Origin of the sequence: Pseudomonas baltica (assembly GCF_031880315.1) — a bacterium.
Taxonomy (GTDB): domain Bacteria; phylum Pseudomonadota; class Gammaproteobacteria; order Pseudomonadales; family Pseudomonadaceae; genus Aquipseudomonas.
Window position 1 is genome coordinate 4,718,950 of the sequence record NZ_CP134771.1, and the last position, 15,824, is coordinate 4,734,773.

The following is a 15,824-nucleotide window of genomic DNA, read 5'->3' on the forward strand; positions in this document are numbered from 1 at the left end:
ATCCATTACACACAAGGAAAGTCTGTAAGTGATCCCCGCAATGACACCACAGGGCGCAGCCGGCCTGGCCACCGACGTGGCAAACAACGTTCGTTATCAAGGCCGCAAGGCCACTCGCCAAGGCAGCGAACAACGCCGCCAGGACATTCTCGATGCCGCCATGCGCATCGTCATCCGCGATGGCGTGCGAGGCGTTCGCCACCGTGCCGTGGCCGCCGAGGCCAATGTGCCGCTGTCGGCCACCACCTATTATTTCAACGACATCGAAGACCTGCTCACCGACACCTTCGCCCGGTACGTCGAGCGTAGCGCGGCCTATCTGGCGCGCCTGTGGACCGACAACGAAGAACTGCTCCGCCAGATGGCAGCCCGTGGCGATCGCAGCCCCGCTGCTCGCTCGCGCCTGGCCGACGACATCGCCCAGACCACCGCCGACTACATCCAGCACCAGTTGCGTACCCGCCGTGACGCTCTGATGGCCGAACAGGCCTTTCGCCAGGAGGCTTTGCTGTCGCCGCGCTTGGCTGAACTGGTGCGCGCTCACCAGGGGATTCTGCTGCAGGGCGCCTGTCAGTTGCTGCAAGTGCTGGGTGCCCGAGAGCCGCAGGAAGATGCCAAGGTGTTGACGGCGATCATCGGTCGGATGGAGTATCAAGGCCTGCTGAGCCCAGGCAATAGCGCCACGGACGCCGAGATGCTTGGTATCCTCACCCGCTACATGCACCGGGTCCTGGCCGCTGCCTGATCCGGCCGGCACTGACAGCAATGCTGCCGAGGAAGGCAGCTGACGGCTTCACCAGCGAGGGAAGGGGTTTTGGACGAGTACCAGCAGACCATACGCACACTGTCCGATCGCATCGTCGCCGCGCAGACGCCCATTCGGGTGCTCGACGCCGTCAAGTGGGACGACAGCATCAAGCAGGCATTCCTCAAGGCCGAAGGCAAGGCACTACCGGAAGTCGACCGCGCCTGGTATCAGAATCGCCCGCTGGCGTTCGACTCCAGTGCGGTCAAACTGGAATTCCAGAACATCGAGCGCGACATCACCCGGCGCCTTGGGCAGTTCAGCCCGGTAGGGCAGATCATGCGGCGCATGTGCAAGGAATACCGGATGGTGGTGCGCATGCTCGAGGCGCGCGGCACCGAAGACTTCGGCCTGATCTCCCAGGAGCTTTACGGCGCAGCCTCGGATGCCTTTCATGCCGGCGATCCGACCCTGGCCGACCTTGGCCTGATGCTCTCCGATTACCTCAACAATATTGCCGGGCGCGGCGACCTCAAGGATGAAGCCAAGACCTTGACCGCCAAGGACGCCGTGGCGCTGTTGCAAACTCGCCTCAACCGCGTTTTTGGCGAGGCCGAAAGCACCATCCGCGTGTTCGAGTCCGATGGTATCGTCGCCGATGCCGCGGCTGGCGCCGACTACATCAAGGTGCGCAGCGACGCCATGTTCAACGAGCGCGATGTGCGCGCGCTCGAAGTACACGAGGGCCTGGTGCATGTCGGCACCACGCTTAATGGTCAGAACCAGCCAATCTGCACATTCCTGTCCAAGGGCCCTCCCTCGTCGACGGTCACTCAGGAAGGCCTGGCCATCCTGATGGAAATCATCACTTTCGCGTCCTATCCCTCGCGGCTGCGCAAGCTCACCAACCGCACGCGAGCTATCCATATGGTCGAGGAGGGCGCGGATTTTCTCCAGGTGTTCGAGTTCTTCCGCGAGCAGGGTTTCGAGATGGCCGAGAGCTACGGCAACGCCAGCCGCGTGTTCCGCGGCTCGACGCCGACCGGTCTGCCGTTTACCAAGGACCTGTCGTACCTCAAGGGTTTCATCATGGTCTACAACTACATCCAACTGGCCGTGCGCAAGGGCAAGCTGGAGCAGGTGCCGCTGCTGTTCTGCGGCAAGACCACTCTGGAGGACATGCGCACCCTGCGCCAGTTGGTCGACGAAGGCCTGGTCGTGCCGCCCAAGTACCTGCCCGATCAGTTTCGTGACATGAACGCGCTGTCGGCCTGGATGTGCTTCTCCAACTTCCTCAATCACCTGAGCCTGGATCGTATTGAAGCGGACTACTCGAATATTCTCTGAGGCCGCACGGCTGGCCGTGCTCCTGGCGCTGCTAGGCCTGGCGGGCTGCAGTCAACTGCTGTTCTATCCCGAGCGCGGTCAGCCGTTCACCCCTGACAGGGCACACCTGCAATACCGCGACCTGACGCTGCTGGCCAAGGACGGTACGCACCTCAACGCCTGGTGGTTGCCGGCCAAGGCCGGGGTAGCGGTCAAGGGTACGGTGCTGTTCCTTCACGGCAACGGCGGCAATATGGCCACGCAGCTGGGCGGCAGTTGGTGGTTGCCCGAACAGGGCTATCAGGTGTTGATGATCGACTACCGCGGCTATGGCCTTTCAACCGGCAGGCCAAAACTGCCGGACGTGTACGAGGATATCGAGGCCGCGCTGGACTGGCTCGACCAGGCACCCGAGGCGCAGGGCGCACCGCGCATTCTGCTGGGCCAGAGCCTCGGTGGCGCCATGGCGATTCACTACCTGGGTGAGCATCCTGAGCGTTTGCGGACTTTCAAGGCGCTGGTGTTCGACGGGGTGCCGGCCAGTTACCGAGATATCGGCCAGTACGCCCTGAGTGAGTCGTGGCTGACCTGGCCGTTGCAGGTGCCGTTGTCGTGGCTGGTGCCCGATGGCGACAGTGCAATTCGCTCGGTCACGCGTTTGAAGGGCGTGCCCCAGCTGTACTTCCATAGCATCGACGACACCATCATCCCCGTGCGCAACGGTATCGCTCTGTACCAGATCGCCCCGCCGCCGCGGGTACTGCAGCTGACCCGCGGTCCCCACGTGCAGACTTTTGCCGACCCGACCTGGCGTACCGTGATGTTGAGTTTCCTGGACGATCCGCATCGCTTCAGCGGCTTGCGACGCTTGGCGCAGATTCCTGATGATGGTGATGCCAGCGGCCGTTGAGCGCGGCCGCTGGCGGGGATGGGAGGCCGCCTGTCAGGGACAGGCGGCTGGGTGCCACGCCTCATCAGTGACGCGAGGATGGCCCGGGTTGCGGCTCCAGCAAGGCGTGGGTCAGGTCCAGTCTGGCCTGGGCGACCCGCCTGGCCAAGGCCTCATAGGCGGCGCGGTACTGATTGCTGTTGAGGCTCAGCACCTGCGGCAACGGATCGAGCCGGCCGAGCTGGCCACTGCCGATCAACACCTGGCGCAAGTGCTCGCGTTCCATCTCGCTCAACTGCGGCGGCAACTCTTCGTCGCCACTCGCCGCGTCCAGATACTCGCCGAGGCGATCTCGCCACTGATTGATGGCTCCGATACGGTCCGCGTGGGCCGAGTCGAGAAAGCGCTGCCAGTAAGGTTGCTCATTGAGGTAATCAGGCAGCAGCTCGGCTTGCGGCGCCAGTACGGCCGAGTACGCCGTGTCGAGCATGTCCTGAGTGACCCAACTGGTGTAGCTGGTGAAAACCTGAGAGGTCGGCTGGTCACGCAGGCCCAGGCGTGTTGCCAGGGCGATGCGGAAATACAGTTCGATCTCGCTGTAGTCGATCGAGTGTCCCGCCAGGCGCCAGGTGGTGATGTTGGCGGTGACATGCTCCTTGAGCCGGTGCACGCGCCAATGGCTGGTCGCCAGTGCGATCAATTCGCCGCCGGCCGCCGCATCGTCGGCCTTGGCCAAGGCCTGGTCGGCGTGCAGCAGGTTCTCCATCTGCGAGAACACCACCGCATCGCGGTCGACGCAGCTGATCGCCTGGCGGGCCTGTTCATGCAGGGCCTGGCGCAAGTCGGCAGTAAAAGCCCCGCGCACCAGTGCCTGGATCCGTGCGCGCATGTTCGCCTCGGGTCGCCGCGCCGGTGCGGACACATCGACACGCAACAGCAGGGAGAAAAATTCGGCGATCGACGACTCGCCGGGTACCAGCAGCTGCATCGCCTGGGCCCGGTCGTCGCTGGACATCCCCTCGAACAAACGTGGGGCGTCGCGCAGGGCGTTCTGGTCGCGTACCTGTGGTCCTTCGTCTTCCGAGGAACCTTGGGAGCCGGAATCCTCATCGTCATCGTAGACATAGTTGCCCGCCTCAAGCATCTCCGCGTCGAAGCGCCCGCGCTGAACCACGGACAAGTGGGCAGTGGACATGTGCAAGCCACGGGTGCGCCCGGCACCTTCGGGCACTTGGGTGATGGGGACGCGCCGCAGATCGGCCCTGACCACCCGCGGCAGGTTCTCGAGCCCCTCGGGCCACTGATTGACGGTCCCTTCCAAATGCGATAGATCGACCTCTTCCAGATGTTGCAGGTTCGACAGGTTGGGCATTCGCGACAGCGGGTTGATGGACAGGTCGAGGCTGCGCAGTTGCTGCAACGTGCCCAGGTCTGTCACGTCTGCGTCGCTGAGGACGATGTTGTTTTCACCCAGGTTCAGCGTCATCAGGTTGGTCAGCCGACCGAGTACAGCGAACACCTCGGGGCCGAAGCTGGTCTGCGAGCCCTGTATGGTCAGGGTCTGCAGCGAACCGCTGGCCGTGACTCGGGTCATGTCTCTGGCGCTCCAGTTGAAGGGGCGCACGCGCATATCGTTGAGAATGAGCGTTTGCAGGTTGCCCATGGTGCCGAGCCGCGCCAGGCTTGCGGAGGACAGCGCGGTGCGCGAAAGATTGAGCGCGCGCAGTTGGCGCAGGCTCAGCAAGGCGTCGGGCAGTTCGGTCAGCGGCAGGTTGATGAGTTCCAGGCGTCGCAGGTTGGGCAGTTGCAGCAGCATCGTCGGCAGGTTGTGCAGCTGCGTGATGTCCATGACCAGCAATGAAACCACTGAAGTCAGTGGCACCGGTAGGGACGGCAGGCCGATGTTGACATTATCGAAATGCAGACTGTGCTCATGCCCGACGATATGCGCCTCCCAGGCGTAGGCCAGTTGGTGTGTCATCTCGGCGCGATGGGAACGAATCGTCTCGTCACTGCTTTGAGCGAGCCAGGCATCGAGCGCGTGGTCGAGTTGATGGCGTTCCTGTTCCAGTTGCGCGATGCGGGCAGCGATGGGTTGATTCTGGGTGAGCAGGCGATTGATGTAGCGATCGGCGCTCATGATCGGGATCACCAGACGCTGGTGAGTGACCAGGCGCGCCAGTCGAAGGTGGGAGGGTTCACGCTGGAACAGATCATCCTCGGCGTTGGCGGGGCTGCGTTGCACTGCATCGATCGTGGGGGGCGTCAACCAACTGCGCCGTACAGGCAGGCCCAGCAGCAGTCGCGCCCGTGTCGGCCGTGCCAGCGCCATCTCCCGCAGGCGTTGGTGCAGACGCTCGGGCTCGTTGAGGCCAACACCGAGCAGCGCTCGCTGGCGCTCGGAAAGTGCGAAGAGCAGGGCACGGTAGAAACCGTACTCTGTCATGTCCTGGGCCAGCACCACTTGCGTCGCGGTGCTGGTGCTCCAGCCTTCCTCGTCGTCCAGGTACACCGAGGTAGTCTCGACATCGGTTTCACCAAGCTCGGCCAGCGGGGTGCCGAAGCGATCGCCGCTACGCAACAACAAGGCGGTACCGGGTTGCCAGCCATCGCAGTGTTCCAGCAGGCGCACCGCCAGCACGAAGGTGTCCTCGTTGATCGACCAAGGCACGGTGAACCCTTCCAGGGCACGGGTCAGTCTTGCGTCATGCTCCAGCGCTCGAGCGTCTTCGGTGAAGTCCAGCGGCAGGCGCGCGGATTCCGAGGTCAACAGCGCGCGCACGCTGCCCTGACTGGAATGCAGCATGCGTCGGGCGGCGCTCAGGGGCATGAGTGGGTAGCGTCGCTGAAGCTCTTGCACGGCATGATCGGTGTCCAGCTGGGCCAACTCGTAACGATGGGTGACGATCGCCCGGCTCAGCCGCGCGAACCATTGCAGGTAGAAGTCCAGAGAGGGAGGTATGCAATTGCCATCGCACGGCAGAGGCGTGGGGGTGGAGTCGCCGCTGCGAGTCACGCGTCTTGAATGGGGGCGAGGCTGTTGGCCGTTGCGGATCGCCACTGCCTCATAGAACGCGTCCAACTGGGACACTTGGTCACCTTCGGGCACGGGCATGCCCTTGGCGATCAAGGCCATGATCTGGCTGACCTTGTCCTGAATACGAGCACGTTGCAACACATGCAGCAGCAGCGCTGGCACTGGCTTGTCCAGTTGATAGACCTGGCGCAATTCGGCGTTGCTGACGCCGCTCACCCGCCCCAGCTCCAGCAGGCGTTCATCGGCCAAGCCCGCGCTGACTGGCCCCAGGCGGCGCAGCAAGGCCAGGCGGTCCCAGTATTGCGGCTGTTCGAGGTGATGATGCCAGGCGCCCGCACCATTGTGCCGTAGCGCCGGCAGATGAACCCCGCCAGCACTGGGGTGCACCAATCGCCAGGTGCCTTTGGCGGTCTTTTCGATGCGGTAGAACGCTTGGTTGATCGCGATTGCCTTGTGCTCGCCCGCGGTATAGATGCCTTGCGCGTCCGGTTCGCCGGTTGGGCTGTCGGCGCTGCTCAGGCGGTAGTTGCTGAGGTCTGGCAGCCAGCGCCGGTAACCGCTCGCGTCCTGCAACTTGACTGCCCTGAAAGGCGCGAGCCAGTCAGAGGGCGCGCGCCCTTCATCCTCTTCGCCAGGGCCGATACCGACCCCGGCACCCAGCAGCAGATGTTCCTGCAAAAGCGTGGCATAGCTGGGGCGCAACGCTTGCAGCGCCTTGGCCGAAGGTGCGTCGAGGGGGATCAGGTACCGGGCATCGGCGAGCAGCCGCGCCGCCATCTGGCTGTGAGCGTAGCTGCGCAGCGTCTGTTCCAGTGGCTTGGCCGCCATCGGCAGATCAAGCACAGCCTGGCGCCCGGCCCAACTGGCCAATACCTGTTGCTGGTGCGCCAGCGCAATGAAGCGGCTGAAATACTGCTGGAACCCGCTGTCGAGCAGGTCCCGGCGCAGGCTGGTGAAGAAGTGCTTGCGGGTCGGGTACTGTTTGAGCGGGTGCTGTGGATGGCCGGGCACGAAGGCGACACACGGCGCGTCATCGTCATCCGGGCCTAGCAGGATGATGTCGGCCAGCACGATGTCGGTGTGCAATTGCAACGCCGCGCACACCGCTACGCCTGTACCGAGGTAAGGGCCTTGGTCGGCGAATTCTGGCGAGCCGGTATGGTATGCGCCGATGATCCACTCCAGCAGGGTCCGGCCCTCTTTGCCCAGCGTGCCTCGAAGCGTCGCTCGCGTGAATTCCTCGCGCAGGGTGGCCAGGTAGGCATGTTCCTTGGCGCTGCGCAGCGTCGAGCTGTCCAGCGCGCGGGTCAGGTTGTCGATGTAGTCGATGTTCAACGGCTGTTGTTGGTAAAGGGCCAGCAGCGTCCGCGGGGTGATGTCTGCCGCGTCGCTGTGGGTCAGGATGGTGCGGTGATGGTGATAGAGGCTATGCAGCGCGACGAAGGCCTGGGTGGCTTCACGCCTTGCCAGGCGGCCACTGCGCTGGTTTTCAAGCAACTGGCGACGCTCCTGAGGGGCGGCGTCGCGCAGCCAGGCGGGCTCGTCGGCGGACTCGAGAGGCGACACCAGCGTGTCGTATTGGCGGGTGGACGATGTGGCGTTGCTGTCGGTCATGATGCTCATTCCACTGGGATCGGAGGCGCTATTGATCCTGTGAACGAGCCTCATGGGGCGGTACATGCCTGCCGCCCGGCCATCCGGTGGCGGTGCTAACGAGCGTGCATAAAAAATCCCGCCTGGGCGGCGGGATTTTTTCAGCATTCAAAGATGCGCTATCACTTCATCGAAGAGCGTGGCGCAACTGGCTGGTTGTCGTTGGAAATGGTCACTTCCACACGACGGTTCATGGCACGGCCCGAAGCGCTGTTGTTGTCCGCTACCGGGTACTCCTTGCCATAGCCCTGCGACACTACGCGAGATGGGTCGACGCCCATCTTCACCAGCGCCAGGCGCACGGAACCGGCACGACGCTCGGACAGACTTTGGTTGTAGGCGGCGGAACCGGTGCTGTCGGTATAACCTTCGACAATCACTTTGCGATCGGGATTTTCTTGCAGGAACTGGGCAAGTTGGTTGACGTTGACCAGACCGCTCGATTTCAGATCGGCTTTGTTCAGGTCGAACAGCACATCACCGAAGGTCACCAGGGTGCCGCGGTCAGTCTGCTTGGCATTCAGGCTTTGCTGCAGCTTCTTGATCTGCGCATCGCGGTTGTCCAGTTGCGCCTGAGCACGCTTGGCGGCAGAGTTTTTCAGCTCTTCTTCAGCCGAGCGCAGGGCGATGGTTTCTTTCGCCACTTCTACGCGCTGGTTGGCGAGGTAAGAGATCTGCGTGACCTTTTTCTCGTCATCCTTGTTGCGGAAGGCCTGGTCAGCCTTGTCCAGCCACTCCGAGGCGTCCTTGGTTTCCAGGGCGGCCAACGTGCTGGATTTAGGGTTGCTTTGCAGCCCGGAGAAGTTGGTGCGGGCTTGCTCTAGCTCGGCGTTGGGTTGCGTGGAGCAGGCGGCCAGGCCGACGCTCAGGGCCAGCAGGGCAGGGATCATCAATTGCTTGCGCATAGCGGTAGTCCTTTTATCAATTCTCGATGCGATGTCGAATCAGTGCAGCGCTTACTGAGCGGGCTGCTGGAGGTTGTACTGACCTTCCTTGCGGATGTCCTGTACGCCCTGATTGGCATCCTGAACGGCTTTCTGAGCTTTCACGGCCTGGGCCTTGCGCTCGGCGACGCGGGCATCCCATTCGGCCTGTTCGGCGTAAACCTTGGCCTGTTCGTAGTTTTCATCGTGCATGGCCAGTTCGGCCTGCTTGAACTTGTCCTGGGCGGACTTGGTTTCTACCGCGGCGTATTCAGTGCCGCCAGCGCTGACTGCGCTGTTGACCGCTGATTGTGCCAGCGCGTATTGCTCGGTGGGCGGGTTACCGGCGCAACCGGCCAGGATCAAGCTCGAACCCAGCGCCAGGGCAGCCAGCTTGAGCCCGCGCAGTTGAGGAAAAGCAGTGACGGCAGGACGGGTCTTCATGATTTTCAACTCCATAGGAAAACTCCCAAAACAACGAATATCCATGACAGCGGCGGACCTGCTGCGCCTGTTGTGGGCGTCATGCCAAGGTGCCTTTTTCTGCAATGGCTAAACTTTGGGACTCAAGGGATTTTTGAATAGTTCAGAAAAATTCCGATCGGAAGTAATTCTGGTGCTGAACGGCTGACGCAGATCAACGGGCGGCCCATGGATTCCTGCGGGAGCGAAGCTTGCGCATCCGGCAGCGATGGGGGCGGCACAGCCTGCACCTGCGCAAGCAGGCTGGACCCCTGTTGGCACTGATTGCCGCTTCACGAGCGGAGCTCTTTTTCCCGCAGGATTGCAGCATTTTTCAATCCGGGGCGGTGAGATCCTGCAAGCGCTGACGTGACAGCGCCAGGAATCGCGGGGTAGCGCCGACGTCTTCGTACAGCGGGTCGCCTTCCTCGTCAGTGGCGATCACCTAGGTGCCCTTGACGTAGGGGAAGCTGGCTTCGAGCTCCTCCAAGGCGGCGCCGATCAATTCGCCGAGCAGTTCTTCAGGATGATGCTTGGGGTACATCTCGGTCAGCGCCGCCAGGCGGGCGGCCGACTCGACGTCTAGATGGATGTTGTAGCCGGTGTCGGTCAGGCGGCCTTTGGCACTTTCTTCCCAGTGTTGCGCGAGCTCGCGAATTTTCATGTGGACCTCATCAGGCGGCGGGTTCCCCATCCGGTTCGATGCACTCTTGTAAGAATGCATGACGATGGGCACTCTAGGGTTTAGAGCGGCGCGCGGGCTGATTGTTCACCTTCGGCGTAACGCCTGACCTGTTCTTTACCTCTGAATCAACGCCTGTAACCCCCGACAACAATGCCAAGACACGGAGAGTACGGATGACCGATATCGATGCCCGCTTGCGCGAGGACGTGCACCTGCTCGGCGAACTGCTGGGCAATACCGTACGCGAACAGTACGGCGATGAATTCCTGCAGAAGATCGAGCGCATACGCCATGGTGCCAAGGCTGATCGGCGGGCCACCGGAGACGATGGTGCCGAGCAGCTGAGTTCCAGCCTCAAGGATCTTGGCGAAGACGAACTGCTGCCGGTGGCTCGTGCGTTCAACCAGTTTCTCAACCTGGCCAATATCGCCGAACAGTATCAACTGATTCACCGCCGCGACGCGGACCAGCCCGCGCCGTTTGAATCACGGGTACTGCCGGAGCTGCTCGAACGCCTCAAGGCCAGTGGGCACAGCGCCGAATCCCTCGCCCGGCAACTGGGCAAGCTGCAGATCGAGCTGGTGCTCACCGCGCACCCGACCGAGGTGGCGCGCCGCACGCTGATCCAGAAATACGACGCCATCGCCGCGCAACTGGCGGCCCAGGACCACCGCGACCTGATCCCGGCCGAACGCGAGCACATCAAGCAACGCCTGCAACGGCTGATTGCCGAGGCCTGGCATACCGAAGAAATTCGCCGTACCCGGCCCACGCCCGTGGACGAGGCCAAGTGGGGCTTCGCGGTGATCGAGCATTCGCTCTGGCACGCCATCCCCAACTACCTGCGCAAGGCCGATCATGATTTGCATGCCGCCACGGGTCTGCGTCTGCCGCTGGAGGCGGCGCCGGTGCGCTTCGCCTCGTGGATGGGCGGCGACCGTGACGGCAACCCCAATGTGACGGCCGCCGTGACGCGTGAAGTGTTGCTGCTGGCGCGCTGGATGGCCGCCGACCTGTTTTTGCGCGATGTCGATCAACTGGCCGCCGAGCTGTCGATGCAACAGGCCAGCCCGGCGTTGCGCGCGGTAGCAGGCGACACCGCCGAGCCCTACCGGGCGGTGCTCAAGCAGCTGCGCGAGCGCTTGCGGGCGACGCGCAACTGGGCTCATGCCTCGCTGGTGCAGACCCAGCCGGCGGGCGCTGAGGTGCTGGACAACAATCGTGATCTGCTCGAGCCGCTGCAATTGTGTTTCCAGTCGTTGCATGAATGCGGCATGGGCGTGATCGCCGATGGCCCGCTGCTCGATTGCCTGCGTCGCGCCGTAACCTTCGGGCTGTTTCTGGTGCGCCTCGACGTGCGCCAGGATTCCTCGCGGCACACCGGGGCCATGAGTGAAATCACCGATTACCTGGGGCTAGGCCGTTACGCCGATTGGGACGAAGACGCCCGCATCGCCTTTTTGCTGCGCGAACTGGCCAGTCGGCGCCCGTTGTTGCCGGGGCATTTCAAGGCCAGTGCAGACACCGCTGAAGTCCTCGCGACGTGCCGAGAAGTCGCTGCAGCGCCAGCGGCGTCGCTGGGCTCTTACGTGATCTCCATGGCCGGCGCGGCTTCCGACGTACTGGCGGTGCAGCTCTTGCTCAAGGAGGCCGGGCTGTTGCGCCCCATGCGCGTGGTGCCACTGTTCGAAACCCTCGCGGACCTGGACAACGCCGGCCCGGTGATCGAGCAGTTATTGCTGTTGCCAGGCTACCGCAGCCGTTTGCATGGCCCGCAGGAAGTGATGATCGGCTATTCCGATTCGGCCAAGGATGCCGGCACCACGGCGGCGGCCTGGGCGCAGTATCGAGCGCAGGAAACACTCGTGCAGATCTGCCAGGAGCAGCAGGTCGAGTTGCTGCTGTTTCACGGCCGCGGCGGCACGGTCGGGCGCGGTGGCGGCCCGGCGCACGCGGCCATTTTGTCGCAACCGCCGGGCTCGGTGGCCGGACGTTTCCGTACTACCGAGCAAGGGGAAATGATTCGTTTCAAATTCGGTCTGCCGGCCATCGCCGAGCAAAACCTCAATCTCTACCTGGCGGCGGTCCTGGAAGCGACCCTGTTGCCGCCGCCGATGCCGGAGCCTGCCTGGCGCACGGTGATGGACCAGATGGCCGCCGACGGGGTCAAGGCCTACCGCGCGGTGGTGCGCGAAAACCCGCAATTCGTCGAGTACTTTCGCCAGTCGACTCCTGAGCAGGAGCTGGGGCGTCTGCCGCTGGGCAGCCGCCCGGCCAAGCGCCGCCAGGGCGGGATCGAAAGCCTGCGGGCCATTCCGTGGATTTTCGGCTGGACCCAGACGCGCCTGATGCTGCCGGCCTGGCTGGGCTGGGAGGCGGCGCTCGAAAACGCTCTGGCGCGGGGCGAGGGCGAGCGTTTAGCGCAGATGCGCGAGCACTGGCCGTTCTTCCGCACGCGCATCGACATGCTCGAGATGGTCCTGGCCAAGGCCGACATGGACATCGCCCGGCTTTACGACGAGCGACTGGTGAGCGCCGAGCTGCTGCCGCTGGGTGTGCAGCTACGCGACCTATTGTCGCAGTGCTGCGCGGTGGTGCTGGGCCTGACCGGGCAGGCCGAGCTGCTCGCCCACAGCCCCGAAACCCTGGAGTTCATCAGCTTGCGCAACACCTACCTGGACCCGCTGCACCAGTTGCAGGCCGAGTTGCTGGCCCGTTCCCGGGAGCGTGAGGCGTCCCTCGACAGCCCGCTGGAACAGGCGCTGCTGGTCACCGTGGCAGGTATCGCTGCCGGCTTGCGCAATACGGGATGAAGGCGGGGCTGATGCCGCATGTGCGTGCATCGATTGCTGGCATCGCGTACCCCGCCTGCAGCACCGGATTCACGGACCGGTGCACCCCCGGGTTGCACCTTTTGCCGAGGGCGGGTGCCTGCGACTTTCGGTGGCTTGTGTGGGCTGTGCCCGCTGTGTATCTTGATCAGCCTTTTGGCCCTTTTTGTGGCCATGACCGATTTTTGGATACCCCTCAGGCAGTTAGCGTTGTTGGGGGCAAGTTTGACGGTTTTCATATAAAAATTTTGAGGAGCATATCAATGCGCGTGATTCTGCTGGGAGCTCCCGGGGCCGGCAAAGGTACTCAGGCAAAGTTCATCACCGAGAAATTCGGTATTCCCCAGATCTCCACCGGGGACATGCTGCGCGCAGCCGTCAAAGCCGGCACCGAGCTGGGCATCAAGGCCAAAAGCGTGATGGACAGCGGCGGCCTGGTGTCCGACGATCTGATCATCGCTCTGGTCCAGGAGCGCATCGCTCAGGCTGACTGCGCCAATGGCTTCCTGTTCGACGGTTTCCCGCGCACCATTCCTCAGGCCGACGCCTTGGTGAACGCTGGTGTGACCCTGGATCACGTGGTCGAGATCGCCGTCGATGACGAAGCCATCGTTCAGCGTATCGCTGGCCGTCGCGTGCACGAGGCTTCGGGTCGGGTCTACCACGTGGTCTACAACCCGCCGAAGGTCGAAGGCAAGGACGACGCCACTGGCGACGAACTGGTCCAGCGCAAGGACGACACCGAAGACACCGTGCGCCATCGTCTGTCGGTCTACCATTCGCAGACCGAGCCGCTGATCAAGTTCTATCAGGAACTGTCTGCCGACAAGGGCAAGCCCAAGTTCACCCACATCGAAGGCGTGGGCTCGGTCGACGACATCACCGCCAAGGTGCTGGCCGCGCTGAGCTGATTGCAGGGATGTATTGATAACGGCCCGCTTGCGGGCCGTTTCGCGTTTATAATGCCGCTCCTTTTTTCGCCCGCCCGCTTGTATAGCATAGAGATTGCCGATGACCACCTTGTTGGCCCTGGATACCGCCACCGAAGCCTGTTCCGTTGCCGTGTTGCATGATGGCAAGGTGCTGAGCCATTACGAAGTGATCCCGCGTCTGCATGCCCAGAAGCTGCTACCGATGATCAAGCAGATCATGGCCGACATCGGCGCGCCGCTGTCGGCCATCGATGCGATCGCCTTTGGTCGTGGCCCTGGGGCTTTCACCGGGGTGCGTATCGCCATCGGCGTGGTGCAGGGCCTGGCATTCGGGCTCGATCGCCCAGTATTGCCGGTGTCCAACCTGGCGGTGCTGGCCCAAGGTGCCCTTCGGGTACAAGGCGCAGCGCAAGTGGCAGCTGCCATCGATGCCCGCATGGACGAGGTGTACTGGGGTTGCTACGCGGCAGTCGAAGGTGAAATGCGCCTGCAGGGCGAAGAGGCGGTGCTCGCCCCTGAGCAGGTGGCGTTGCCCGATGCCGCCAGTGGCCATTGGTTCGGTGCGGGCACCGGGTGGGGCTATGCCGAGCGGCTGGCAGTCAAGCCCGACGCATTCGATGCCGGCGCCTTGCCCCATGCTCAGGACTTGCTGACCTTGGCGCGTTTCGCCTGGGCGCGCGGCGAGGCAGTGCCGGCCGATCTGGCGCAGCCGGTATATCTGCGTGACAAGGTGGCGACGCCAAAGGCGCGTTGACTCCAGCAGGATTTGCGCTGGACTGTCCTGCCTCTTCGCGGGCAAGCCTTGCTCCCACCGGGTTGATCGATCTTGAGTCGTGAGCCTGTGGGAGATTCCATGGTGCCGGGCAAGCAGAACGGCCTCTTCGCGGGCAAGCTTTGCTCTCACGGGTGTACGGCTCGGGTGCGGCATTGCACTGTGGGAGCAAGGCTTGCCCGCGAAGGCGCCAGTCGCTTTATCGCAAAAAGTGCTATCAGGAAGCTCGCATCCACGCCCGAATCATGTATTTCATCGGGCTAATGTGACTTCTGGCAAACCTTTTGCGATAACTGTGGTCTAGTTATCACCTGGGTGATTGCACCGCTGTTGCCGTGCCGTTAAATTGCCATCATTGTAGTCAAGAATCTGCATTGAGTCCGACCTATGCGCATAGATGGTCTTTCCTCTCGTTCGTACCCTGTGAAGCGCAAGCCTCGCAAGGCGATCGCGCGCGTCGACGATAACGACGACGGGATCGAAGGCGAGGCAGAGTTCATCGCTCAGGAAGCCCCCCGCTCGCGCAGCTCGAGCAACACCCTGCCTGCGCGCCAGCAGGACATGATTTTCCCGCGTTCCATGAGTACTCGCGTGGCTCACGCCTTGACCAGCTACCTGACCACCTCGAGCTTCGTCGAGTGGGACATGGAAGTCCTGGGGCTCGACGTTCACATTTGAGCCTGCCGCCGCTTCCCTACTTCATCGGTTGCCCGTCCTGGAGTGAAAACGCCTGGCGCGAATACCTGTACCCACAGGATGCCAAGGCGAGTGACTACCTCAGTCTTTATGCGCAGGTATTCAATGCGGTCGAAGGCAATACCACTTTTTACGCGCGCCCTGCCGAGTCTACCGTGGCCCGGTGGGCACAGTGCATGCCGGCGCATTTCCGTTTTACCGCCAAGTTTCCCCGGGACATCAGCCACGGGGGCGACTTGCGCGAACAGATTGCCAATGCCGAGACCTTCAAGCAGTTGCTCAAGCCCTTGGGTGAAAGGGTCGCCCCCTTGTGGTTGCAGCTTCCTGCGACCTTCGGCCCCGATCAGCTCGGTGCCTTGGCGATGTTCCTCGACGAGTTGCAGGGTGCCGTTGCTGTAGAGGTTCGCCATCGCGCATTCTTTGCCAAGGGTGATGAAGAGCGTCTGCTCAATCACCTGCTCGCCGACCGAGGTGTCGAGCGCATTTGCCTCGATCCGCGGGCGCTGTTCAGCTGTGAATCCCGCGACCCCGCCGTGCTGCACGCGCAATCGAAAAAGCCCCGGGTACCGCCGCGACCTGCTGCATTCAGTCAGCATCCACAGGTGCGCTTTATCGGCCATCCGCAATTAGAGGCCAACGAGCAATTCTTGACGCCGTGGGTGGAAAAGATAGCCGCCTGGATCGAAGAGGGACGGGCGCCGTATATCTTCCTGCACACCTCGGACAATGTGCTGGCGCCGGCATTGGCCCAGCGTTTTCACGCGCGTCTGATGGAACGTTTGCCGGGCTTGCCGGCCTTATCTGTAATAGACAGAGCGCCGCCGGTCGAGCAGTTGGGGCTACTCTGAATTCGCTGTTTCCCGCCGCTGGAGT

General features: G+C 62.9%; 11 protein-coding genes and 1 pseudogene. 8 read left to right on the top strand and 4 right to left on the bottom strand.

Features of this window, described 5'->3' with window-relative positions; genetic code table 11:
- The first annotated feature begins 40 nt into the window (after nucleotides 1-40).
- The 3 genes from REH34_RS21135 (at nucleotide 41) to REH34_RS21145 (ending at nucleotide 2,981) form a co-directional block, all read left to right on the top strand.
- On the top strand, nucleotides 41-745 hold the full coding sequence (locus REH34_RS21135; protein ID WP_311972129.1) for a TetR family transcriptional regulator: 705 nt from the start codon (nucleotides 41-43) through the stop codon (nucleotides 743-745).
- Nucleotides 746-814: 69 nt separating this feature from the next.
- Nucleotides 815-2,092, top strand: coding sequence for a flavohemoglobin expression-modulating QEGLA motif protein (locus tag REH34_RS21140; protein WP_311969067.1), 1,278 nt, complete (start codon nucleotides 815-817; stop codon nucleotides 2,090-2,092).
- On the top strand, nucleotides 2,064-2,981 hold the full coding sequence (locus REH34_RS21145; protein WP_311969068.1) for an alpha/beta hydrolase: 918 nt from the start codon (nucleotides 2,064-2,066) through the stop codon (nucleotides 2,979-2,981). Before REH34_RS21140 ends, REH34_RS21145 begins: the two co-directional genes overlap by 29 nt.
- Before the next feature lie 64 nt (nucleotides 2,982-3,045).
- Here REH34_RS21145 and REH34_RS21150 read toward each other — a convergent pair whose 3' ends face one another.
- The 4 genes and pseudogenes from REH34_RS21150 to REH34_RS21165 all read right to left on the bottom strand — a co-directional run bounded on the left by REH34_RS21150 (nucleotide 3,046) and on the right by REH34_RS21165 (nucleotide 9,699).
- Nucleotides 3,046-7,611, bottom strand: coding sequence for an NEL-type E3 ubiquitin ligase domain-containing protein (locus REH34_RS21150; protein WP_311969069.1), 4,566 nt, complete (start codon nucleotides 7,609-7,611; stop codon nucleotides 3,046-3,048).
- Nucleotides 7,612-7,772: 161 nt separating this feature from the next.
- Nucleotides 7,773-8,555, bottom strand: a complete 783-nt coding sequence (locus REH34_RS21155) for an OmpA family protein (RefSeq protein ID WP_226503214.1) — start codon at nucleotides 8,553-8,555, stop codon at nucleotides 7,773-7,775.
- Nucleotides 8,556-8,606: 51 nt separating this feature from the next.
- A complete protein-coding gene (locus tag REH34_RS21160) occupies nucleotides 8,607-9,032 on the bottom strand; it encodes a DUF4398 domain-containing protein (RefSeq protein WP_226503215.1) in 426 nt (141 codons plus the stop codon).
- A gap of 337 nt (nucleotides 9,033-9,369) precedes the next feature.
- Nucleotides 9,370-9,699, bottom strand: a pseudogene (locus REH34_RS21165) (pilin assembly protein).
- 194 nt (nucleotides 9,700-9,893) lie between these two features.
- Here REH34_RS21165 and ppc point away from each other — a divergent pair.
- From ppc to REH34_RS21190, 5 genes are all read left to right on the top strand, one after another.
- Nucleotides 9,894-12,533 carry a phosphoenolpyruvate carboxylase gene (gene ppc, locus REH34_RS21170; RefSeq protein ID WP_311969070.1) on the top strand — a complete coding sequence of 880 codons (2,640 nt, stop codon included), beginning with the start codon at nucleotides 9,894-9,896 and terminating at the stop codon, nucleotides 12,531-12,533.
- Between the two features lie 281 nt (nucleotides 12,534-12,814).
- Nucleotides 12,815-13,462: an adenylate kinase gene (gene adk, locus REH34_RS21175; RefSeq protein ID WP_226503218.1), complete on the top strand. Its 648-nt coding sequence runs from the start codon at nucleotides 12,815-12,817 to the stop codon at nucleotides 13,460-13,462.
- Nucleotides 13,463-13,562: 100 nt separating this feature from the next.
- Nucleotides 13,563-14,237, top strand: a complete 675-nt coding sequence (gene tsaB, locus REH34_RS21180; protein ID WP_226503219.1) for a tRNA (adenosine(37)-N6)-threonylcarbamoyltransferase complex dimerization subunit type 1 TsaB — start codon at nucleotides 13,563-13,565, stop codon at nucleotides 14,235-14,237.
- A 405-nt stretch (nucleotides 14,238-14,642) separates the two neighbouring features.
- Nucleotides 14,643-14,933 carry a hypothetical protein gene (locus REH34_RS21185; protein WP_311969071.1) on the top strand — a complete coding sequence of 97 codons (291 nt, stop codon included), beginning with the start codon at nucleotides 14,643-14,645 and terminating at the stop codon, nucleotides 14,931-14,933.
- Nucleotides 14,930-15,799, top strand: coding sequence for a DUF72 domain-containing protein (locus REH34_RS21190; protein ID WP_226503221.1), 870 nt, complete (start codon nucleotides 14,930-14,932; stop codon nucleotides 15,797-15,799). Before REH34_RS21185 ends, REH34_RS21190 begins: the two co-directional genes overlap by 4 nt.
- Nucleotides 15,800-15,824: the final 25 nt, after the last annotated feature.

Bases quoted from the DNA above. Each gene is read 5' to 3' on its own strand.
- REH34_RS21135 (WP_311972129.1), top strand. From the start codon at position 41: ATGACACCACAGGGCGCAGCCGGCCTGGCCACCGACGTGGCAAACAAC.
- REH34_RS21150 (WP_311969069.1), bottom strand. From the start codon at position 7,611: ATGACCGACAGCAACGCCACATCGTCCACCCGCCAATACGACACGCTG.
- REH34_RS21155 (WP_226503214.1), bottom strand. From the start codon at position 8,555: ATGCGCAAGCAATTGATGATCCCTGCCCTGCTGGCCCTGAGCGTCGGC.
- REH34_RS21160 (WP_226503215.1), bottom strand. From the start codon at position 9,032: ATGGAGTTGAAAATCATGAAGACCCGTCCTGCCGTCACTGCTTTTCCT.
- ppc (WP_311969070.1), top strand. From the start codon at position 9,894: ATGACCGATATCGATGCCCGCTTGCGCGAGGACGTGCACCTGCTCGGC.
- adk (WP_226503218.1), top strand. From the start codon at position 12,815: ATGCGCGTGATTCTGCTGGGAGCTCCCGGGGCCGGCAAAGGTACTCAG.
- tsaB (WP_226503219.1), top strand. From the start codon at position 13,563: ATGACCACCTTGTTGGCCCTGGATACCGCCACCGAAGCCTGTTCCGTT.
- REH34_RS21185 (WP_311969071.1), top strand. From the start codon at position 14,643: ATGCGCATAGATGGTCTTTCCTCTCGTTCGTACCCTGTGAAGCGCAAG.